At 69.3% G+C, this 20,777-nt stretch carries 21 protein-coding genes, 2 tRNA genes and 1 pseudogene; 13 read left to right on the top strand and 11 right to left on the bottom strand.

All coding sequences use genetic code 11. The annotated features are described in order from the left end of the window. Positions 1-54 precede the first annotated feature (54 nt). The 3 genes from L2X99_RS06085 to L2X99_RS06095 are packed head-to-tail and all read left to right on the top strand — an operon-like array spanning position 55 to position 3,252. Complete coding sequence (locus L2X99_RS06085) at positions 55-1,137, top strand: mechanosensitive ion channel family protein (protein WP_236124578.1); 1,083 nt, start codon at positions 55-57, stop codon at positions 1,135-1,137. Next, entirely contained in the window at positions 1,134-1,559 is a 426-nt protein-coding gene (locus L2X99_RS06090) for a globin (RefSeq protein ID WP_236135756.1), read from the top strand. The genes L2X99_RS06085 and L2X99_RS06090 overlap by 4 nt, the downstream gene beginning before the upstream one ends. Before the next feature lie 34 nt (positions 1,560-1,593). Further along, positions 1,594-3,252 carry an FAD-binding dehydrogenase gene (locus L2X99_RS06095; RefSeq protein ID WP_236135757.1) on the top strand — a complete coding sequence of 553 codons (1,659 nt, stop codon included), beginning with the start codon at positions 1,594-1,596 and terminating at the stop codon, positions 3,250-3,252. On the opposite strand, the gene L2X99_RS06100 is transcribed toward L2X99_RS06095, so the two are convergent. Next, positions 3,249-3,959, bottom strand: coding sequence for a hypothetical protein (locus L2X99_RS06100; protein WP_236135758.1), 711 nt, complete (start codon positions 3,957-3,959; stop codon positions 3,249-3,251). The two genes, L2X99_RS06095 and L2X99_RS06100, sit on opposite strands and share 4 nt — an antisense overlap. A gap of 49 nt (positions 3,960-4,008) precedes the next feature. Here L2X99_RS06100 and L2X99_RS06105 point away from each other — a divergent pair, with 49 nt between their 5' ends. Continuing rightward, complete coding sequence (locus L2X99_RS06105; RefSeq protein ID WP_236135759.1) at positions 4,009-4,884, top strand: acyl-CoA thioesterase; 876 nt, start codon at positions 4,009-4,011, stop codon at positions 4,882-4,884. Between the two features lie 45 nt (positions 4,885-4,929). On the opposite strand, the gene L2X99_RS06110 is transcribed toward L2X99_RS06105, so the two are convergent. The 4 genes from L2X99_RS06110 to L2X99_RS06125 form a co-directional block, all read right to left on the bottom strand. Beyond that, positions 4,930-5,403: an acyl-CoA thioesterase gene (locus L2X99_RS06110; protein ID WP_236124574.1), complete on the bottom strand. Its 474-nt coding sequence runs from the start codon at positions 5,401-5,403 to the stop codon at positions 4,930-4,932. Positions 5,404-5,417: 14 nt separating this feature from the next. Beyond that, a complete protein-coding gene (gene ettA, locus L2X99_RS06115) occupies positions 5,418-7,097 on the bottom strand; it encodes an energy-dependent translational throttle protein EttA (protein WP_236135760.1) in 1,680 nt (559 codons plus the stop codon). A gap of 122 nt (positions 7,098-7,219) precedes the next feature. Continuing rightward, a complete protein-coding gene (locus L2X99_RS06120) occupies positions 7,220-7,600 on the bottom strand; it encodes a DUF6993 domain-containing protein (protein ID WP_236135761.1) in 381 nt (126 codons plus the stop codon). Positions 7,601-7,834: 234 nt separating this feature from the next. Continuing rightward, on the bottom strand, positions 7,835-8,356 hold the full coding sequence (locus tag L2X99_RS06125; protein WP_236124572.1) for a single-stranded DNA-binding protein: 522 nt from the start codon (positions 8,354-8,356) through the stop codon (positions 7,835-7,837). A gap of 310 nt (positions 8,357-8,666) precedes the next feature. On the opposite strand from L2X99_RS06125, the gene L2X99_RS06130 reads away from it, so the two are divergent. From L2X99_RS06130 to L2X99_RS06160, 7 genes and pseudogenes are all read left to right on the top strand, one after another. Further along, on the top strand, positions 8,667-8,942 hold the full coding sequence (locus L2X99_RS06130) for a hypothetical protein (protein ID WP_236124571.1): 276 nt from the start codon (positions 8,667-8,669) through the stop codon (positions 8,940-8,942). A 180-nt stretch (positions 8,943-9,122) separates the two neighbouring features. Beyond that, positions 9,123-9,194 (top strand) — tRNA-Arg (locus tag L2X99_RS06135). A 38-nt stretch (positions 9,195-9,232) separates the two neighbouring features. Next, a pseudogene (orn, locus tag L2X99_RS06140) lies at positions 9,233-9,860 on the top strand (oligoribonuclease). Between the two features lie 36 nt (positions 9,861-9,896). Further along, positions 9,897-9,972, top strand: a tRNA-His gene (locus L2X99_RS06145). A 98-nt stretch (positions 9,973-10,070) separates the two neighbouring features. Beyond that, complete coding sequence (locus tag L2X99_RS06150) at positions 10,071-10,415, top strand: metallopeptidase family protein (RefSeq protein ID WP_236124569.1); 345 nt, start codon at positions 10,071-10,073, stop codon at positions 10,413-10,415. A gap of 8 nt (positions 10,416-10,423) precedes the next feature. After that, a complete protein-coding gene (gene clpS, locus L2X99_RS06155; RefSeq protein WP_442923519.1) occupies positions 10,424-10,708 on the top strand; it encodes an ATP-dependent Clp protease adapter ClpS in 285 nt (94 codons plus the stop codon). Next, positions 10,705-11,202 (top strand): DUF2017 family protein, encoded by a 498-nt coding sequence (locus L2X99_RS06160; RefSeq protein WP_236124567.1) that lies wholly within the window; start codon positions 10,705-10,707, stop codon positions 11,200-11,202. Before clpS ends, L2X99_RS06160 begins: the two co-directional genes overlap by 4 nt. Before the next feature lie 8 nt (positions 11,203-11,210). Here L2X99_RS06160 and L2X99_RS06165 read toward each other — a convergent pair whose 3' ends face one another. From L2X99_RS06165 to gatC, 6 genes are all read right to left on the bottom strand, one after another. Next, the gene (locus L2X99_RS06165) at positions 11,211-11,792 is read right to left on the bottom strand and encodes a hypothetical protein (protein WP_236135762.1); all 582 of its coding nucleotides are present in this window, start codon (positions 11,790-11,792) and stop codon (positions 11,211-11,213) included. Continuing rightward, the gene (locus tag L2X99_RS06170; protein WP_236124565.1) at positions 11,776-12,093 is read right to left on the bottom strand and encodes a hypothetical protein; all 318 of its coding nucleotides are present in this window, start codon (positions 12,091-12,093) and stop codon (positions 11,776-11,778) included. Before L2X99_RS06170 ends, L2X99_RS06165 begins: the two co-directional genes overlap by 17 nt. Before the next feature lie 39 nt (positions 12,094-12,132). Then, positions 12,133-13,386, bottom strand: a complete 1,254-nt coding sequence (dinB, locus tag L2X99_RS06175; protein ID WP_236135763.1) for a DNA polymerase IV — start codon at positions 13,384-13,386, stop codon at positions 12,133-12,135. A 168-nt stretch (positions 13,387-13,554) separates the two neighbouring features. Further along, positions 13,555-15,066, bottom strand: a complete 1,512-nt coding sequence (gene gatB / locus L2X99_RS06180; RefSeq protein WP_236124563.1) for an Asp-tRNA(Asn)/Glu-tRNA(Gln) amidotransferase subunit GatB — start codon at positions 15,064-15,066, stop codon at positions 13,555-13,557. Beyond that, on the bottom strand, positions 15,066-16,580 hold the full coding sequence (gatA, locus tag L2X99_RS06185; protein ID WP_236124562.1) for an Asp-tRNA(Asn)/Glu-tRNA(Gln) amidotransferase subunit GatA: 1,515 nt from the start codon (positions 16,578-16,580) through the stop codon (positions 15,066-15,068). The genes gatB and gatA overlap by 1 nt, the downstream gene beginning before the upstream one ends. A 14-nt stretch (positions 16,581-16,594) precedes the next feature. Then, the gene (gatC, locus tag L2X99_RS06190) at positions 16,595-16,894 is read right to left on the bottom strand and encodes an Asp-tRNA(Asn)/Glu-tRNA(Gln) amidotransferase subunit GatC (protein WP_236124561.1); all 300 of its coding nucleotides are present in this window, start codon (positions 16,892-16,894) and stop codon (positions 16,595-16,597) included. A 46-nt stretch (positions 16,895-16,940) separates the two neighbouring features. Here gatC and L2X99_RS06195 point away from each other — a divergent pair, with 46 nt between their 5' ends. Beyond that, the gene (locus L2X99_RS06195) at positions 16,941-18,641 is read left to right on the top strand and encodes a long-chain-fatty-acid--CoA ligase (RefSeq protein WP_236135764.1); all 1,701 of its coding nucleotides are present in this window, start codon (positions 16,941-16,943) and stop codon (positions 18,639-18,641) included. 49 nt (positions 18,642-18,690) lie between these two features. Next, on the top strand, positions 18,691-20,502 hold the full coding sequence (locus tag L2X99_RS06200; RefSeq protein WP_236124560.1) for a DEAD/DEAH box helicase: 1,812 nt from the start codon (positions 18,691-18,693) through the stop codon (positions 20,500-20,502). Positions 20,503-20,777 lie beyond the last annotated feature (275 nt).

The following is a 20,777-nucleotide window of genomic DNA, read 5'->3' on the forward strand; positions in this document are numbered from 1 at the left end:
GGCTGACGCTTCGCGCCCAGCGTGCGGAGAGGCCTCGTCGGTAGAATCAAGGCGATGTCACTCCTCACCCTCTTCGCAGCCGCGGCAGCCGACAAGCCCACCTTCTGGGAACAGGCGCTCGCGATCCTCAAGACCGTGGGCTGGAAGCTCCTGAACATCGCGATCATCATCGCCGTGTGCATCGTGATCGCCTTCGTGCTGCGCCTGGTGATCAGGCGGGTCGTGCACCGCATCGTCGACAACGCGAAGAACAAGGCCGACGTCGCCGACACGGTCGCCCTGGAGCGCTCTCCGCTCGCCGACATGCGTCTGGTGCAGCGCACCCGCACGCTCGGCACGATCCTGCAGAACATCGTCAACGTGGTGCTCGTCATCGTCGCCCTGGTGCTCATCGTCTCGGTGATCAGCCCGGACATCCTCGGCTCGCTGACGCTCCTCACCGCCGCGGTCGGCGCAGGCCTCGGTTTCGGTGCCCAGAACATCGTCAAGGACGTGCTGAACGGCATGTTCATCGTCGCGGAGGACCAGATCGGCATCGGCGACGTCGTCGACCTCGGCCTCGCCAGCGGAGTGGTCGAGTACGTCAGCGTCCGCATCACCCAGGTGCGCGATGTGAACGGCACCCTCTGGTACGTGCGCAACGGCGAGGTGACGCGCATCGGCAACATGTCGCAGGGCTGGGCCCGCGCGATCATCGACCTCGGACTGCCCGCCCAGAGCGATCTCGACGAGGTGGAGCAGCTCATGCTCGAGACCGCGCAGGCCCTTGCGAAGGATCCGAAGTGGCGCACCAGGATCATCGAGAAGCCCGAGATCTGGGGCCTCGAGTCCATCGACGGCGATGCGCTGGTCGTCCGCGTCGTGATCAAGACCAGGGCGAACGCGATGGACGACGTCGCGCAGGAGCTGCGTGCCCGGTTGAAGAAGGCCTTCGACGAGAAGGAGATCGCCGTTCCGACCCTGGCGGCGGTCATCCCGGTCGGGCCGGAGGGCGCCCGCCGCGTGCGCGGCGCCAACCCGCCGAAGACCAGGCCCACCCCGGTGACCGGTGTGCCGACGATCGAACGCGGCATCTGGCGGCGCAAGAAGACCGGCGGATCCTCGAACGGCGGGGGCACGGAAGGCGGGAAGAAGTGACGTTCTACGACGAGATCGGCGGACACGAGACCTTCGAGAGGATCGCGAGCGTGTTCTATCGCGAGGTCGCGCTCGACCCGGTGCTGCGCCCGATGTATCCGGAAGAGGACCTCGGCCCCGCGCAGGACCGGCTGCGGATGTTCCTGGAGCAGTATTGGGGCGGCCCGTCCACCTACGGCGAGCAGCGCGGCCACCCTCGTCTGCGCATGCGGCACATGTCCTTCCACGTCGATCCGGATGCGCGCGATCGCTGGCTGACCCATATGCGCACGGCGCTCGACGAGGCCCAGCTCTCGCCCCTGCACGACGCGACGTTCTGGGATTACCTGCAGCGCGCCGCGCACTCGCTCGTGAACACCTTCGAGCCCTCCGGCGTGGGGCCTGCCCAGCAGGCGCGCCCCGACCTGGGGCTCACCTCGTAGCATCCGCTCATTCATCGACGACGAAGGAGTCGCCATGGCAACCCGCACCCACGAGACGGACGTGCTCGTCATCGGCTGGGGCCTGTCCGGCCTCGTGGCCGCGACCGAGGCGGTGGCCGCAGGCCGTCGCGTGACCGTGATCGATCAGGAGCCGCGATCGAATCTCGGCGGACAGGCATGGTGGTCGTTCGGCGGGCTGTTCTTCGTGGACTCCCCCGAGCAGCGCCGGATGGGCATCCGTGACTCGATCGAGCTCGCCAGGGAGGACTGGCTCGGCAACGCCGGCTTCGATCGTCCCGAGGACGAGTGGCCACGGCGCTGGGCGGAGGCGTACCTGCAGTTCGCCGCCGGGGAGAAGCGCGCCTGGCTGCGCGAGCGCGGGGTGGGCTTCTTCCCCGTGGTCGGCTGGGCGGAGCGCGGCGGCTACGGCGCGATCGGGCCCGGCAACTCCGTGCCGCGGTTCCACATCACCTGGGGTACCGGGCCGGGGATCGTCGCACCCTTCTCCGACGCGCTGTCCGAGGCCGAGAAGTCCGGCCGGCTGACCGTCCTCCCCCGGCACCGCGTCACCGCACTGATCACTGCGGACGGCGCCGTCACCGGCGCCCACGGCGACGTGCTCGCCGACAGCCCGGCCGATCGCGGTGAGGAGAGCAGCCGTGAGGTCGTCGGCGGGTTCGAGATCACCGGCGGGAGCGACGGTCGTGGCATCCGGCGGCATCGGCGGCAATCACGACCTCGTCCGCAGAGCATGGCCGGAGCGACTCGGGACTCCCCGGGGCGGATGCTCACGGGCGTGCCCGCCTACGTGGACGGCTCCATGCACGAGGTCGCACGTTCCGCCGGTGCGCGGCTCACCAACGAGGACCGGATGTGGCATTACGTGGAGGGCATCACGAACTGGGACCCGGTGTGGCCGTCGCACGGCATCCGCATCCTCCCCGGTCCCTCTTCGCTGTGGCTCGACGCGACCGGGGCGCGGCTACCCGTCCCGCTGTTCCCCGGCTTCGACACACTCGGCACGCTCGCGCATCTGCGAACCACCGGGTACGACCACTCCTGGTTCGTCACCTCGCTGAAGATCGTCGAGAAGGAGTTCGCGCTGTCGGGCAGCGAGCAGAATCCCGATCTGACCGGGAAGGACGTCCAGCTGCTGCTGAAGTCCCGCCTGGCGAAGGGCCCCACCGGGCCGGTGCAGGCGTTCCTCGACGAAGGCCCGGACTTCGTCGTGGAGGACGACCTCGAGACGCTCCTGAGCGGCATGGCGGCGATGTCCGGTGGCGAGGCGCTCGACCTGGACCGGGTGCGTCGCGAGGTCGTCGCGCGGGATCGCGAGATCGAGAACGACTTCACGAAGGACGCGCAGATAGGGATGCTGCGGTCGATGCGCGCGTACCGCGGGGACCGGCTCATCCGCACCGCACCGCCGCACCGGCTGCAGGACCCGTCCGCGGGACCGATGGTCGCCGTCAAGCTGCACGTGCTGACCAGGAAGTCGCTGGGCGGCATCCAGACCGATCTCGACGGCCGCGCGCTCGATGGCGCCGGGAATCCCGTGCCAGGACTGTACGCCGCGGGTGAGGCCAGTGGCTTCGGCGGCGGCGGCGTGCACGGCTACCGTGCGCTCGAGGGCACGTTCCTCGGCGGATGCCTGTTCTCCGGCCGGCAGGCGGGCCGCGCCGCGGCGCGCTAGATCCGGGGCCCTGAGCCGGTCTCAGGGCCGGTCGCGCCGGTCGCGCGCACGTCCGTGAGGCCGAACGCCGCCGGACCGCGGCTCAGCACGTGACCGCGGCGGAACGCGAGACGCGTCCAGCGCCCGGAGACCGTCACGGGCACCCGCTCGTCCCCGGACAGGAAGCCGAACGCCTGCGCGGCGAAGGCGACGCCGCGCGGAAGGCCCAGCAGACCCTCGTCCGGCTCACCCCAGACGGATGCCCGCACGCTGCGCACGATCTCCTCACCGGACTGCGTACCCGCCCCGCGCGCCACAGCCGACATGCCCCACTGGGACCGTTCGACGACGGCGCCTGCCTGGAGCGCGCCGCCGGACTGCCATCCGCCCGGCGGCGGCGCCACGCCCGCCCATGCCGGCGAACGGCTGCTGTCGGGCAGCTGCAGCATCCGAGGATCGTCCGTCTCGGAGAGATCGTCCACGACGAGGTCGCACTCGAGCTCGGGGTCGGCGTGCACGATCCGCATCGCGAGCACCGTCGGCGTGCGGTCGAAGAGTCCCTGCGGCGCGAGCGCTGCCGCGGTCAGCGCCAGCACGCCGTTCGCAGCCTGGAGTCGCACCCCGTCATCCGAGATCGCTCGGGAGCGGCCGAGGAACGTCAGCACGTCCTGAGCGGTGTGGGCATCGGCGAGGACGAGACGAGGGGGCACGACATCTAGACTATCCATCGGTGCCCAGCGTCGACCCGGCTGCCTGGGCCGATCGGAGAGGCAGGCGATGGACGCGCACGAGACGGTCGACGGATTGCTGCAGGTGCTCTCGCTGGACGTGTCGGGAGCTCGCACGACCGAGGACATCTTCACCGGCATCTCGCATCCGATGCCGACCGGCCGGATCTACGGCGGCCAGGTGCTCGCGCAGTCCGTGATCGCCGCCGAGCGCACGCTTCCCGAGGACCGGCTGCTGCACTCGATGCACGGCTACTTCCTGCGACCGGGCGACGCCTCGAAGGGCATCACCATCGCCGTGGACCGCATCCACGACGGCAGGTCGTTCTCGACGCGGCGCGCGCAGGCGTACCAGAACGGCGTTCCGATCTTCTCGATGATCGCGTCCTTCCAGGACGAGGGTCCCGGCGTCGAGCATGCGGCGCCGATGCCGGAGGGCATCCCCGACCCCGACACGCTGTCCAACGACGAAGCCATCTCCCCCGGCATCCACCCGCTGTCGCAGCGGATGCTCACCGACCGCCCCGTCGACATGCGCCACGTCGAGGGGCCGATCTACGTCGAGGCCGGTGCTGAGCGCGTGGCCGCGCAGGCCGTGTGGATGCGGATGCGAGCCCCTCTGCCCGACGCGCCGAGCCTGCACCGCGCGTCACTCGCGTACCTCAGCGACATGTCGATCCAGGAGTCGATCCTGCGCGCCCACGGGCTGTCCTGGGCGGAGCACGGCCTCAAGGTCGCGAGCCTCGACCACGCGATGTGGTGGCACCGCTTCGCGCGCGTGGATGACTGGCTGCTGTACGTCCAGGAATCGCCGAACGCCCGCGGCGGTCGAGGGCTCGCCGCCGGCCGGATCTACACGCGCGAAGGTGTGCTGGTGGCCAGCGTCGCCCAGGAGATCATGATCAGAGTCCCCTCCGGCAGCTGATGGGCCGCTGAGCCCGCCCGGGTCGCTGAGCCTGTCGAAGCGCCCTCAGCGATGCGCGTAGCGGATGGGCTCGTCGACGTAGGGCCCCCACGCCTCCCGCATCTCCGGCGTGATGCGGGTGGGGCGGCCGCTCGCGGCGTCGACGAGCACGATGACGGCCGTCGACCGCGCGTACAGGGTGCGCTCGTCGGCGGCGAGCGGACTGTACACCTCGTAGCAGACCTCCATGCTGGAGCCGCCGATCTTTCCGAACCACATCTCGACGTCGAGCGGATGCCGCTGATACGGCACGGGCGCAGCGTACTCGATCTCCTGCCGGGCGACGAGCGTGAGCATGCCCTGGCTGATGCCGGGGTCGAGGATCGCCGTCGGCGGAGCGTCCTCCCCGTCGCCGGGGATCCAGAACGCGCGCACCCGCGCCTCCTCGAGCAGCTTCAGCATCGAGGTGTTGTTGACGTGGTTGTACGCGTCCAGGTCTCCCCAGCGCAGGTGCACCGAGAGGTGCAGGTGTTGTGACATCGGGGCGTGGGGATCTAGTCGCGGTGCAGCTTGCGGTGCGTGGTGCGGTGGGGACGCGCCGCCTCCGGGCCCATGCGCTCGATCTTGTTCGCCTCATAGGCCTCGAAGTTGCCCTCGAACCAGTGCCACTGCGCAGGATTCTCGTCGGTGCCCTCGTAGGCGAGGATGTGCGTGGCGATGCGGTCGAGGAACCACCGGTCGTGGGTGATGACCACGGCGCAGCCGGGGAACTCGAGCAGGGCGTTCTCGAGCGAGCTCAGGGTCTCGACGTCGAGGTCGTTGGTCGGCTCGTCGAGGAGCAGCAGGTTGCCGCCCTCCTTGAGCGTCAGCGCCAGGTTCAGGCGGTTGCGCTCGCCGCCGGAGAGCACGCCGGCCTTCTTCTGCTGGTCCGGTCCCTTGAAGCCGAACTTCGACACGTAGGCGCGCGAGGGGATCTCGATCTTGCCGACGGTGATGAAGTCGAGACCGTCCGAGACGACCTCCCACAGCGTCTTGTTCGGGTCGATGTTCGCGCGGGACTGGTCCACGTAACTGATCTTGACCGTCTCGCCGATCTTCAGGTCGCCTCCGTCGAGGGGCTCCAGGCCGACGATGGTCTTGAACAGCGTCGTCTTTCCCACGCCGTTCGGGCCGATCACGCCGACGATGCCGTTCGGCGGCAGGCTGAAGCTCAGGCCGTCGATGAGCGTGCGGTCGCCGAACCCCTTCTGCAGGTTCTTCGCCTCGATCACCACGTTGCCCAGGCGCGGGCCCGCGGGGATCTGGATCTCCTCGAAGTCGAGCTTCCTCGTCCGCTCCGCTTCGGCGGCCATCTCCTCGTAGCGGGCCAGACGGGCCTTCGACTTGGTCTGTCGGCCCTTGGCGCTGGAGCGCACCCACTCCAACTCGTCCTTGAGGCGCTTCGCGAGCTTGGCGTCCTTCTTGCCCTGGATGTCGAGGCGCTCGGCCTTCTTCTCCAGGTAGGTCGAGTAGTTGCCCTCGTAGCCGATCAGGCGTCCGCGGTCGACCTCGGCGATCCACTCCGCGACGTGGTCGAGGAAGTACCGGTCGTGGGTGACCGCGATCACCGCGCCCTTGTAGGACTGCAGGTGCTGCTCGAGCCAGAGCACGCTCTCGGCGTCGAGGTGGTTGGTGGGCTCGTCGAGCAGCAGCAGGTCGGGCTTCTGCAGCAGGAGCTTCGCGAGGGCGACACGGCGCTTCTCACCACCCGACAGCGGCGCGATCTCGGCATCCCCCGGAGGGGTGCGCAGCGCGTCCATCGCCTGCTCGAGCTGGGAGTCGAGGTCCCAGCCGTCAGCGGCGTCGATCTCCTCCTGCAGGGTGCCCATCTCGGCGAGCAGCGAGTCGAAGTCGGCGTCGGGGTCGGCCATGAGGGCGGAGATCTCGTTGAAGCGATCGAGCTTCGCCTTGATCGCGATGCCGTCCTGGATGTTCTCCAGCACGGTCTTCGACTCGTCGAGCTCCGGCTCCTGCATGAGGATGCCGACCGAGAAGCCCGGCGTGAGCTTGGCCTCGCCGTTGGACGGCGTGTCGAGGCCCGCCATGATCTTCAGGATCGTCGACTTTCCAGCGCCGTTCGGGCCGACCATGCCGATCTTCGCGCCGGGCAGGAACGCCATGGTCACGTCATCGAGGATGAGCTTGTCGCCCACGGCCTTTCGTGCGCGGACCATGGAGTAGATGTACTCGGCCACGGAGGAGCCCCTTACTGTCGGCGGGTGTGCGTGCGGGTGCGCGCCGGAGATGTCGACGCACACCGACACACCAGCCTACCGGCCTTCGTCGCCGGGCGAGCTCGGAGCAGGTGCGGCCCCGTTCACCAGTCGATCGGCCTCGTCGAGCCGATCAGGCAGCGTCCCTCGGCCAGTTGCGGCATCACTGCGGTGACCGGCTCGCCGGTGGACGGTCCGATCTGGCCGATCAGGCACTCGGCGTCGCCCCAGGCCACCGAGAACTGCAGGCTCTCGACCGGGTTGCCGACCGTCGTCTCATCCTCGGTGACCTGCATCCGGTCGCGCGGGAATCCGGCCGCGACGAGCGCGTCGATGTACGCACGGCCCTCTGCGCGATTCCCGGAGGACCACACATGATCAACCACTTGCGCGAACAGGGGCAGATTCTCGGTCGCTGTGCCTTCCGGATGCAGCGCGGGGGGCGTGGGCGCCGGTTCGGAGGGCGTCGTCGCTGCCGGCGTCATCGACGGAGTCGGTGCGGGAGCAGGGGTCGGTGCGCATCCCGTCGCGGCGAGGAGCCCGGCCAGCACGATCGCAACGGGAATCCCGCGTCGCGAAGGAGCAGAGGGACGGCGCAGCACCCTCCGATTCTAGGAGGGCGCCGACGACGGTCGGTTCCACGACCCCCGCTCATGGATGCCCCCGGGTTCGGGTCCCGGGGCATCCGGTCTCATCCACGACGGACGAGCAGAGGTGGTTCACGTCGGAATGAGTTCCGGAAAGGAGACCTCCGGCTGCTCGGCTTCGTCGTCGGAAGGCACGGACCAGGCGGCGTCGGCGTCGCCGGGCCGCTCGTCCCCGGCATCCGGTGCATCCTCGTCGGAGGGCGGCGCCGAGCGGTCCGCAGCATCCGATGCCGGTGCGCGGTGCGGCTTCACGAAAGCGCTGGCCCCGTGCTTCAGGTTGTGGCCGATCGCATCCGCCTCGATCTCGACAGAGGTGCCGGACTTGCCGTTCGCCTCCCACTTGCGCACCTTGAGTCGCCCGGTGACGATCACCGGATCGCCGCTGTGCAGCGAGGACCGCACATTCTCTGCGAGCTGCCGGAACGCCGAGACGTCATACCAGTTGGTCTCGCCCTCGTTCCACACGCCGGTGCTGCGGTCGAGCCATCGGTGCGGGGAGGCCAGGCGGAACCTGATCACGGCATCGCCGCGGTTCGTCGTGTTGCGCAGCGGATCGCTGGCCACGTTGCCCAGGATCGTCACGGTGTCGGACATGTCGTACTCCTTCGTCGGCCCGGGTCGACGCCCGGATCGCACCAGCGTGCCCGAGCTCGCGAGAGGCAGGATGCCGGAGACCCGCGATTGTGCAGAGTCCACGTGATCAGCGCGATGTGCAGGACGAGTGCACGAACAGCAGGAGTGCGGCCACCGCGATGAAGAACCACATCCCGAGGACGTCGACCAGCAGGGACAGCCAGGCGGTCCACGTCACCAGCTCAGTGTATGGATCGCCCGCATCGGGACGCATGTCGGAATGCAATGTCGGAGGCCGTCCCTATGTTCGAAGGTGAGAGGAGACGACATCATGATCACCGCCGAACGCCCCAACGGAGCCCCCGTGCTCGCACTGCCCTCGACCACACCGACCATCAGCCCCGGCAGAGAGACGCTTCAGCGCGCCGGAGACCGGCTCTGGCGGGTCGTCGATGAGCGGGGCGGCATCCGCGGTCATCTCCGCATCGTCGCCGATCCGCTCGGCATCCGCTATCGAGCGGAGCGGCTGCAGACGGCAACCGGAATCTTCCGCCTGGTCGGCGAGTTCTGGGATGCGGACGACGCCGTCGCCGCACTGCGCTTCTGAGATCCAGATGCCCAGCACCGGAGAGCGCCTGAAGCAGGTGCAGGCCGCACATCGGCAACGTCGAGCGCGTGGTGGCGTACCTCGCGTCTCACCCGTGCGTCGACTGCGGGGGAGCCTGATCCGAGTCCCGACGACATCGCGACGATCCGGATCGCTGAGTCCGGGTACTCTAGTTGTCGACCCCCAGTAGCTCAGCGGAAGAGCATCGATCTTCTAAGTCGCCGGTCGCACGTTCGAATCGTGCCTGGGGGCCAACAGCGGTGTCCCAACCCGTCATTAGGATGGACATCATGGTTTCTGCGTCTGAGAACGACCGGCTCGTCTGGATCGACTGCGAGATGACCGGTCTCGATCTCGCGGCCGACGAACTCGTCGAGATCGCCGTCGTCGTCACGGATTTCACCTTGAAGCCGCTCGATCCCGGATTCAGCGTGGTCATCAAGCCCGGCGACGTCGCGCTCGAGCACATGAACGACTTCGTCACCGAGATGCATCGCGCCTCTGGCCTCCTGGAAGAGATACCGCAGGGCGTACCGCTCGCCGAGGCGACCGCGCAGACCCTGGCGTACATCCGCCGGTTCGTGCCGCAGGAGCGCAGGGCCCCTCTCGCCGGGAACACGATCGGCACCGACAGGATGTTCCTCGCCAAGTACATGCCCGAGCTCGACCAGTACCTGCACTACCGCAACGTCGACGTGTCGAGCATCAAGGAGCTCGCCCGTCGCTGGTACCCCCGGGTGTTCTTCAACGCACCGGCGAAGGATGGCGGCCACCGCGCCCTGGCCGACATCCTCGAGTCCATCCGGGAGCTGCAGTACTACCGCCGGTGCGGTGTTCGTGGATGAGCCGGGACCCTCCACCGAGGAGGCCCGCGCGCTCTCGGAGCACACCGTGTCAGAGTTCACCTCGAACATGTAATACACTTGAGCGGTTGCCTGTTTCGGCAGGCGCATGGTGGGTATAGCTCAGCTGGTAGAGCACCGCGTTGTGGTCGCGGGGGTCGCGGGTTCAAGCCCCGTTACTCACCCCAAGAAGGAGCGGGATGCGAAAGCATCCCGCTCCTTTCTCGTCTCCCGGCACGGCGTCGGCGCACTCCCGCTGCTCCAGACCTCTCCTAAGCTTGATCCGATGGAGATGGACGCCGCAGCCTTCGAAGAGCTCGTCGTGGACGAGCTCGATCGGCTGCCCGACGACATGGTCGAGGGCCTGGAGAACGTCGTGTTCGTGGTCGAGGACTCCCCCGAGGACGGCGAGGATCTGTTCGGGCTGTACGACGGGCTCGCCCTCACCGAGCGCGGGCAGTACGGCCTGGGCGAGCTCCCGGATCGCATCATCGTCTACCGGCAGGCTCACCTCGCCGCGTGCGAGGCCGAGGACGAGCTGCGCGACGAGGTGCACACCACGCTGGTGCACGAGATCGCGCACTTCTACGGCATCGACGACGAGCAGCTGCACGAGATGGGGTGGGCGTGAGCACGCCGGTGTCCCTGCCCGATCTCGACGTCTCCGAGGAGCTCGTCGCGGCCCCGCTGGAGCCGTGGCAGTTGGTGGTCTGGGACGACCCGGTCAACCTGATGAGCTACGTCGTGCGCGTCTTCCGGCGGTACTTCGGGTACTCCGACGAACGGGCGACAGCGCTCATGCTCGCCGTGCACCACGAAGGGCAGGCCGTCGTGGCGACCGGTCCGCGCGAGACCATGGAGGTGCACGCCCAGGCCATGCACGACTTCGGGCTGTGGGCGACCGTCCGGAAGGCGCCGCTGTGAGCGAGCACACCGTCGTGCTGCCGCTGGCGGTGATCGAGGGGCAGCACCTGATCGCACTTCTCGACGAGTTCCTGCTGCTGGCCGAATCCCCCACCCGGGACGCTGATGCCGCGCTGCAGCGGCTCACCCCGAACGCCTATCCCGACGACGAGGCCGCCTCGCAGGAGTACAGCGCGCTCACCCGCGGCGACCTCCTGGACCGTCGCGTCGAGGAGGCGGCCCTGGTGCGCGCGGATCTCGCCGCCTTCGACGGCGAAGACGATCATGGTCGCGAGGACGCGATGCGTCCGCGCGACGCCGTCATCCCCGGCGACCATCTGGACGCGTGGCTGCGCACGATCACCGCGCTGCGGCTGGTGCTCGCGTCCCGCATCGGCATCGAGACTGCGGACACACACGATCCGGATGATCCGCGGTACGGCGTGTACGACTGGCTCGGCTACCGCCTGGAGGGGCTGATCCAGGCGGCTGACGAGCGTGATGCCCGGTTCTGAACCGGCTGTCAGGGCACGGTCACCACGATCGACGCGAGTGATCGCGGATCGTGTGCACGGATGTGCACCTCTTCCTGGGCCGCCCAGCGGTCCCAATGCGGGCGGTAGCCGTCGCCGTCGCGCTCGAGCGCACGGTGCTTCCGGCCCTCTGCGGGGCCGTCCACCCAGATCCCGACATCGATCACTCCGGCGGAGTCGCGCGTGAGGGCGCCGCATCCTTCCAGGATGAGCCCCTGGGCGGGAGCGACGACGTGCCTCTCAGCCTCGGAGTCCCTCTCCCAGTCCCAGCGCCTCCAGGAGCCGACATCGCCGCGTGAGTGCGGGAGCAGCACGTTCTCGAACGCGAGGCGCGCGCCCGCGGCGAGGCCGTCCCACCCGGGGTAGATCGAGTCCAGCGCGAGCAGCTGGACGGGTCGGGCGAGGGGCCAGTCCTCAGCGACCCGCCGAGCAAGCGTGGACTTGCCCGCCCCGCTGCGCCCGTCGATCACGACGACAGGCGCCACCGCGTCGAGAACACGCACCGCCTCGACGATGCGGCCTGCGGCCGCATCGAGGCACTGTCCGAACGGATCGCTACTTCTTGAGGGCACGGATGATGCGGGTGAACGCACGCCCGGCGACCCACACGAACGGGATGCCGACCGCGAGCAGGGTGATGAGGTTGGGCTCGAACCGCAGTCCCTCCTCACGGCGCACGTAGACGCCGAGCGGGATCGCCGTGCCGCCACCGGAGCCGCCCTCCATGCCCTCGCCGCTGCCACCGGCGAAACCGGAGACGGTCAGAGCGACCGGTGTCACGCTGACGCCGTCGACATCGACCGGCTCACCGTATGCGCTCTTGACCCCGAACGAGGCGGCCTGGTTCCCGAGTTCCACTGCGATGTTGGGCATGTCGTCCACGCTAGCCGACGACGGGCGTCGTGTCGCGGATCATTCCCTGCCGAAGGAGCGCGGATGTGCGCCGTCACGGGCGTCGTCCCGTCCGACATGACGGGCTCGCGTGATCATGGCACTGCCGAACCGTGCCCGAGCGTCGTCCAGGGCGCCCTCGAGCCTGCGCCGCTCCGCGTCGTCGTCCCACAGCGCGAACCCGGCCGAACCGGCGCTCTGCAGCTTCTCGGCGCGGACGCCGAGCAGGCGGATCGGGTCACGGCGCTCGAGGCCGTCGAACAGGGCCGTCGCGGTGTCGCCGATGCGCTGGCCGACATCGGTCGGCTCCGGCAGCGACTGTGCTCGCGTGATCGTGGAGAAGTCCGAGAAGCGCACCTTGATCGCGACCGTGCGCGCCTCCCAGGATGCTGCGCGCAGGCGGGCGCCGACTCGGTCCGAGAGGCGCAGCAGCTCGGCGCGCAGCACGTCGAGGTCGGTCAGGTCCACGTCGAACGTCTCCTCATGCCCGATGCTCTTCTCGACCCGCTCGGTCTCGACCTCTCGAGCATCCTCACCCCTGGCCAGTTGGCGCAGGCGACCCCCTGCCGCGGGTCCCAGGGCTCGCTCCAGCATGCCCGGAGCCGCCTCACGCACATCACGGATGGTGCGGATGCCGCGGCGCTCGAGAGCTTCGGCGGCCTTCGGACCGACCCCCCACATCGCGGCTGCCGGACGCGGATCCAGGAACTCCTGGGTGCGGGCTCCTGGCACGATGAGCAGCCCGTCGGGTTTGGACAGCGTCGACGCCATCTTCGCCACGTGCTTGGTGGCCGCGACGCCCACGCTGCAGTTGATGCCGACCTCATCGGCGACCCGGCGGCGGATGAGCGCGGCGATCTCGCCCGGACTCCCCCACAGCCGGCGCACGCCGCGTACGTCGAGGAACGCCTCGTCGATGGACAGCGGCTCGACCAGCGGGGTGAACGATTCGAAGATCGCCATCACCTGGCTCGAGACGGCCTGGTACCGCGCGAAGTCGGGCGCGACGATCCGAGCGGCGGGACACAGCCGCACCGCCTGCGACACCGGCATGGCCGAGCGGACCCCGAATCTGCGGGCCTCGTAGGATGCGCTGGAGACCACCGACCGTCCGTCGGGAGCCCCGATGATCAACGGCAGCCCGCGCAGGGATGGGTCATCGAGGGTTGCGACGGAGGCGTAGAACGCGTCCATGTCGACGTGCAGGATGCCGGTGCCGCTGTCGTCGGCGCCCGGGGACGACACCATGCGTCCCGATCCGTCGCCGCGTCCCATGAAACCATTCTCCCCGAGGCCGCGGACATCCGCTGCACATTCCTGACCGACCGGTCAGTCAGGAGGTGTACAGGGGGATGCGGGTCCCGCGTGACCTGCGCGGCGACGACATGACGGTGCCCGGGGCGATCACCGCCCCGGGCACCGGATGTCACGGCCTCCGCGACCTCACTGCGCTGCGCGCTCCAGGATGAGTTCGCGCACGCGGGCGGCATCCGCCTGCCCCTTCATGGCCTTCATCACGGCCCCGATGATCGCGCCGGCGGCCTGGACCTTGCCGTCCTTGATCTTCGCCATCACGTCGGGCTGCGCAGCCAGCGCCTCGTCGATGGCGGAGATCAGCGCGCCGTCGTCCGAGACCACCGCCAGGCCGCGGGCGTCCACGACCTCCTGCGGAGTGCCCTCTCCGGCGATGACGCCCTCGAGCACCTGGCGGGCCAGCTTGTCCGTCAGGGTGCCGGCATCGACCAGCTGCTGCAGAGCCGCGACGTTCTCGGGGCTGACCAGCTCCGTGGCATCCTTCTCCTGCGCGTTCGCGAGGCGGCTGATCTCTCCGGTCCACCACTTGCGGGCGGACGCCGGCGAGGCGCCGGCGGCGATGGTGGCCTCGACCACCTCGACCAGGCCGCTGTTGCGCGCGTCCTGGAACTCCAGGTCGGTGAAGCCCCACTCGGCCTTCAGGCGACGACGGCGGGCGACGGGCTGCTCGGGCAGAGCCGCACGCAGTTCCTCGATCAGCTCGCGGGGCGGCACCACGGGCAGCAGGTCGGGCTCCGGGAAGTACCGGTAGTCGTCGGCGTCCGACTTCGGACGCCCCGGTGAGGTGGTGCCGGTGTCCTCGTGCCAGTGCCGGGTCTCCTGCGTGATCGCGCCGCCGTCGGCGAGGATCGCCGCCTGGCGCTGGATCTCGTAGCGGACCGCGCGCTCCACGGAGCGCATCGAGTTGACGTTCTTCGTCTCGGTGCGGGTGCCCAGCTTCTCCTGCCCGCGCGGGCGCAGTGAGACGTTCGCATCGCAGCGCAGGTTGCCGCGCTCCAGACGCGCCTCCGAGATGCCGAGGGCACGGACGATGTCGCGGATCGCCGAGATGTACGCTTTCGCGTACTCCGGTGCGCGATGCTCGGCTCCGAAGATCGGCTTGGTGACGATCTCGACCAGCGGCACGCCTGCGCGGTTGTAGTCGACCAGCGAGTACTCCGCGCCCTGGATGCGTCCGGTGGAGCCCATGTGCGTGAGCTTGCCGGCATCCTCCTCCATGTGCGCGCGCTCCACGGGGATCGTCACGAGCGTGCCGTCCTCGAGCTCGACCTCGACGGAGCCCTCGTAGGCGATCGGCTCGTCGTACTGCGAGATCTGGTAGTTCTTGCCCAGGTCCGGGTAGAAGTAGTTCTTCCGTGCGAAGCGGCTGGACTCGGCGATCGAGCAGCCCAGCGCCAGGCCGAGGCTGATCGACGACCGCACCGCGGTGGCATTGACCACCGGCAGTGAGCCGGGCAGCCCGAGGTCGACCGGGGCGATGAGCGTGTTCGGCTCGGCACCGTGGAACTCGTCGTTCGCCGGGTTCGGGGCGTCCGAGAACATCTTCGTGCGCGTGTTCAGCTCGACGTGCACCTCGAAGCCGAGCACCGGCTCGAACAGCTCGAGGGCCTTGTCGTAATCCATGAGCTTGACGGTGGCCATCAGCGGGTTCCTCCCAGCACGGGTGCCTTCTCCAGCAGAGGGGCGCCCCACGAATCGAGCAGCGCGGCCTCCAGAGCGGCGCCGACGCGGTACAGACGGGCGTCCTCGTGCGCCGGCGCGAGGAACTGGATGCCGACCGGAAGGCCGTCGTCGGCGGCGAGGCCGGACGGGATCGAGATGCCGGGCACACCGGCGAGGTTCGCCGGGATCGTGGTCAGGTCGTTCAGGTACATCTGCAGCGGGTCGTCGATCTTCTCGCCGAGCGTGAACGCCGTGGTCGGCGCCGACGGCGTGGCGATGACGTCGACCTGCGCGAACGCCTGGTCGAAGTCGCGCTGGATCAGCGTGCGCACCTTCTGCGCGCTGCCGTAGTAGGCGTCGTAGTAGCCCGCCGAGAGTGCGTAGGTGCCCAGGATGATGCGGCGCTTGACCTCGGGTCCGAAACCGGCCTCGCGGGTGGCGGACATCACGTCCTCGACCGTCGCGCCGCCCTCGGGAGTGACTCGCAGGCCGAAGCGCACCGAGTCGAACTTGGCCAGGTTGCTGGATGCCTCGGCGGGGAGGATCAGATAGTAGGCGGCGACGCCGTATTCGAAGTGCGGGGCCGAGATCTCGACGATCTCCGCGCCCTGGGCCTCCATCAGGGCCACGGACTCATGGAACGACGCCGCGACACCGGGCTGGAAGCCGGAGTCGGGCAGCTCCTTGATGACACCGACCTTCAGACCCTTGAGCACGGCACCGGTCGCGCCCTCGCGGGCGGCCTCGGCGAATGACGGCCACTCCTGCGGCAGCGAGGTCGAGTCCTTCGGGTCGTGGCCGCCGATCACGTCGTGCAGCAGGCCCGCGTCGAGCACCGTGCGGGTGACGGGACCGACCTGGTCGAGGCTGGATGCCAGGGCGATCGAGCCGTAGCGGCTGACGCCGCCGTAGGTGGGCTTGGTGCCGACGGTGCCGGTGACGTGCGCGGGCTGACGGATCGAGCCGCCGGTGTCCGAGCCCAGTGCCAGCGGTGCCTCGAAGGCGGCCACGGCAGCGGCCGAGCCACCGCCCGACCCGCCGGGGATGCGCTCCAGATCCCACGGATTGCGGGTGGGACCGTAGGCGGAGTGCTCGGTGGAGGAACCCATCGCGAACTCGTCCATGTTCGTCTTGCCGAGCGGGATCAGCCCCGCCGCGCGCGAGCGCGCCACGACCGTGGCGTCGAAGGGCGACATGTAGCCCTCGAGGATCTTCGATCCGCTGGTGGACGGCATGTCGGTGGTGACCAGCACGTCCTTGACCGCCAGCGGGACACCGGCGATCGGACCGAGCTGCTCGCCCGCCGCGCGACGCGCATCGATATCGGCTGCGGCGGAGAGGGCGTTCTGGTTGACGTGCAGGAAGGCGTGCACATCACCGTCGACGGCGGCGATGCGGTCGAGGTGGGCCTGCGTGGCCTCCACGCTCGAGATCTCGCCGGCGGCGAGCTTCTCGCCCAGCTCGGCGGCTGTCAGTCGGATGATTTCGTTCACGGCTCTTCCCTGAGTCACTGTTCTTCACCGAGGATCGCGGTCACACGGAAGCGGCCGTCTGCGGCATCCGGGGCGTTCTGCAGCACCTGCTCGTGCGTCAGCGTCTGCCCGACCTCATCGGGCCGGAAGACATTGCTCATGGGGATCGGGTGGCTGGTGGCGACGACGTCGGGGGTCGCCACCTCCGACACCTTCGCGATGTTGTCGACGATGGCGTCGAGCTGACCTGTCAGCTGCGTCACCTCGTCGTCGGACAGCTGGATGCGCGCGAGAACGCCGAGGTGGCGCACGAGATCAGGGGTGATTTCAGACACCGCACCAGTCTACGAGAGCGAAGGACGCGACACGTAAGCTGGCGTGGTGACGACGTTCGTACCCCCGCGCCCGTGGACCGCCAGCTACGCAGACGGTGTTCCCGAGGACCTCTCCCCCGTCTCCGGCTCGCTGATCGACATCGTGGCGGCATCCGCTCGCGACTATCCGGATGCCCCGGCACTGCAGTTCTTCGGCCGCGAGACCGGCTACCGCCAGCTGCAGGAGCAGATCGATCGCGCGGCCGCCGGCCTGCGCGACCTCGGCGTCGGCGCGGGCGACCCGGTCGCCATCGTCCTGCCGAACTCGCCGCAGCACATCGTCGCGTTCTACGCGGTGCTCCGTCTGGGCGCGGTCGTCGTCGAGCACAACCCGCTGTACACACCGCGCGAGCTGCGCAAGCAGTTCGAGGACCACGGTGCGAAGCACGCGATCGTGTGGAACAAGGTCGTGAAGTCGGTGCAGGAGTTCCCCGCCGACCTCGCCGTGCAGACCCTCATCTCGGTGGACGTCGTGAACGGCATGCCGTTCGGCATGCGGCTGGCGCTCAGACTGCCGGTGCAGAAGGCCCGGGAGTCGCGCGAGGCCCTCACCGAGAGGGTGCGGGGCACCATCCCCTGGGAACAGGTGCTGAGAGCCGATCCGATCCCGGCATCGCACCCACGTCCTGGCACCGACGACCTCGCCATCATCCAGTACACCTCCGGCACCACGGGCACCCCCAAGGGCGCCGCGCTCACGCACCGCAATCTGCTGGCGAACGCCGCGCAGGCGCAGGCGTGGGTGCCGCAGATCCAGCGCGGCAAGGGCTGCGTGGTCTACGCGGTGCTGCCGATGTTCCACGCCTACGGTCTGACCCTCTGCCTGACGTTCGCGATGTCGATGGGTGCGCGCCTCGTGCTGTTCCCGAAGTTCGACCCGGACCTCGTGCTCGATGTGGCGAAGAAGCATCCCGCGACGTTCCTGCCGCTGGTGCCGCCGATCGCCGATCGCCTGCTCGCCGCGGCGAAGGCGAAGGGCGTGTCGCTCGCCGGCACCGAGGTCGCGATCTCGGGCGCCATGGCGCTGCCGCACGAGCTCGTCGTACCCTTCGAGAAGGCCAGCGGCGGCTACCTCGTGGAGGGGTACGGGCTGAGCGAGTGCTCCCCCGTGCTGATGGCCAACCCGGTCGCCGAGAACCGCGTGCCGGGCACCGTCGGCCTGCCGCTGCCGGGCACCGAGTGCCGCGTGGTCGACCCCGATGAGCCGACGATGGATGTTGAGCCCGGTTCCGCCGGCGAGCTCGTCGTGCGCGGACCGCAGGTGTTCCAGGGCTACTACGGCAAGCCCGAGGAGACCGAGGCGGTCTTCGTGGACGGCTGGTTCCGCACCGGCGACATCGTCACGATCGACGAGGGCGGGTTCGTCCGCATCGTCGACCGCATCAAGGAGCTCATCATCACCGGCGGCTTCAACGTCGCCCCGACCGAGGTCGAAGGCGTGCTGCGTCAGCACCCCGATGTACTGGATGCCGCCGTCGTGGGCCTGCCGAGCAGTCATTCCGGCGAAGAGGTCGTCGCGGCGATCGTCGTCGACCCCGGATCGGATGTCGATGTCGAGGCGATCCGCGATTTCGCCCGCGGCATCCTCACGCCGTACAAGGTGCCGCGCCGGCTCTTCGTCGTCGATGAACTGCCGAAGTCGCTGATCGGCAAGGTGCTGCGACGCCAGGTCAAGGAGCGTCTGATGGAGCTCAATTCCGGGAACTGACGGGGCGATCTCCCAGCGCCGGAGGGCGCCTGCGCGCTACGGTTGGGAAGTGACTTCCCCTGAGACTGCCGAGGCCGAGACGCCCGCCACCCCCGGATTCGACGAGATCGGCATCACCGGGCCGGTGCTGAAGGCCATCCACGACCTCGGCTACGAGACTCCGTCGCCGATCCAGGCGGCGACGATCCCGCTGCTGCTGCAGGGCCGCGACGTGCTCGGCACCGCGCAGACCGGCACGGGGAAGACCGCCGCGTTCGCGCTCCCGGTGCTGGAGAACCTCGATCTCTCCCAGAAGACACCCCAGGTCCTCGTGCTGGCGCCGACCCGCGAGCTCGCCCTGCAGGTGTGCGAGGCGTTCGAGTCGTACTCCGCGCGGATGAAGGATGTCCGGGTGCTCCCGGTCTACGGCGGACAGGCCTACGGCGTGCAGCTGTCGGCGCTGCGCCGCGGCGTGCACATCGTCGTCGGCACCCCCGGCCGCATCATGGACCACCAGGCGAAGGGCACCCTCGACCTCTCCGAGCTGAAGTACCTGGTGCTCGACGAGGCTGACGAGATGCTGAAGATGGGCTTCGCCGAGGACGTCGAGCAGATCCTGGCCCAGACGCCTGAGGACAAGCAGGTCGCCCTCTTCTCGGCGACCATGCCCGCCACCATCCGCCGTCTCGCTCAGCAGTACCTGCGCGACCCCGAAGAGGTCGCGATCAAGGGCAAGACCACGACGAATCAGAACATCACCCAGCGCTACCTGGTGGTGTCCTACGCGCAGAAGGTCGACGCCCTCACCCGCATCCTCGAGGTGGAGAACTTCGACGGGATGATCGTCTTCGTCCGCACGAAGAACGAGACCGAGACACTCGCCGAGAAGCTGCGCGCACGCGGCTACTCGGCCGCCGCGATCAACGGCGACGTACCGCAGGCGCAGCGCGAGCGCTCGGTGAACCAGCTGAAGGACGGCAAGCTCGACATCCTCGTGGCGACGGATGTCGCGGCCCGCGGCCTCGACGTCGAGCGGATCAGCCACGTCGTCAACTTCGACATCCCCACCGACACCGAGTCCTACGTGCACCGCATCGGCCGCACGGGACGCGCCGGCCGGTCGGGCGACGCGATCAGCTTCATCACGCCGCGCGAGCGCTACCTTCTCAAGCACATCGAGAAGGCGACGCGCCAGCAGCCCGCACAGATGCAGCTGCCGACTCTCGAGGATGTCAACACGACCCGCCTCACGCGGTTCGACGACGCGATCACCGCGGCGCTCGAGGGGACCACGCGCATCGAGGGCTTCCGCGACATCATCGCCCACTACGTGCGCAACCACGACGTGCCGGAGGCGGATGTCGCCGCCGCCCTGGCGGTCGTCGCGCAGGGAGACACTCCCCTGCTGCTGGACCCCTCCACCGACCAACTGTCCCGCGCCGTCGAGCGCGACAACCGTCCGCCGCGCGAGCGTGCGGAGCGCGCCGACCGCGGACCGCGCGAGCCGCGCCGCAGCCAGGGAGACTACGCACCGTACCGCATCGAGGTCGGTCGCCGGCACCGTGTGGAGCCTCGGCAGATCGTCGGCGCGCTGGCGAACGAGGGCGGCCTGCGCCGCGACGACTTCGGCGCGATCGCGATCAAGCCGGACTTCTCGATCGTCGAGCTGCCGGTGAACCTGGACCCGTCGGTGCTGGACCGGCTGCGCGAGACGCGCATCTCTGGCCGCCTCATCGAGATCAAGCCGGACCGCGGCGTGCCGAACCGCCGGGCACCGCGCGACGGCGGCGGATACAAGGGCAACCGCGACAGCCGTGGCGACCGCGAGAGCCGGTACGGCCATGACTCGCGCCCTGCGCGCAAGCCGCGGCACAAGAGCTGACCTGGCCTCTCCCGAGCACTCCGTGCGGAGTTGTGCTGCTCCCGCGGACGCATCCGCACACGTCATCCGCGGGAAGTGCACTGTCCCGCGGGAGCAGGACGGCGCGGACCTGTCGCCGCCGGGGCCCAGGGGCCGCGCACCCGGAACAGCACAGCAGCGCCGCTGTCGCCACAGCGACCAGGACCGTCACGCCGGCCAGCGTCGGGATCAGATCGCTCGGTGCGCTCACGTCCGTGAGCCCAGTCGGGTGCGACGCGCGGCTCCGGTCGTGGATG

The sequence above is a fragment of the Microbacterium sp. KUDC0406 genome, assembly GCF_021582875.1.
Taxonomy (GTDB): domain Bacteria; phylum Actinomycetota; class Actinomycetes; order Actinomycetales; family Microbacteriaceae; genus Microbacterium.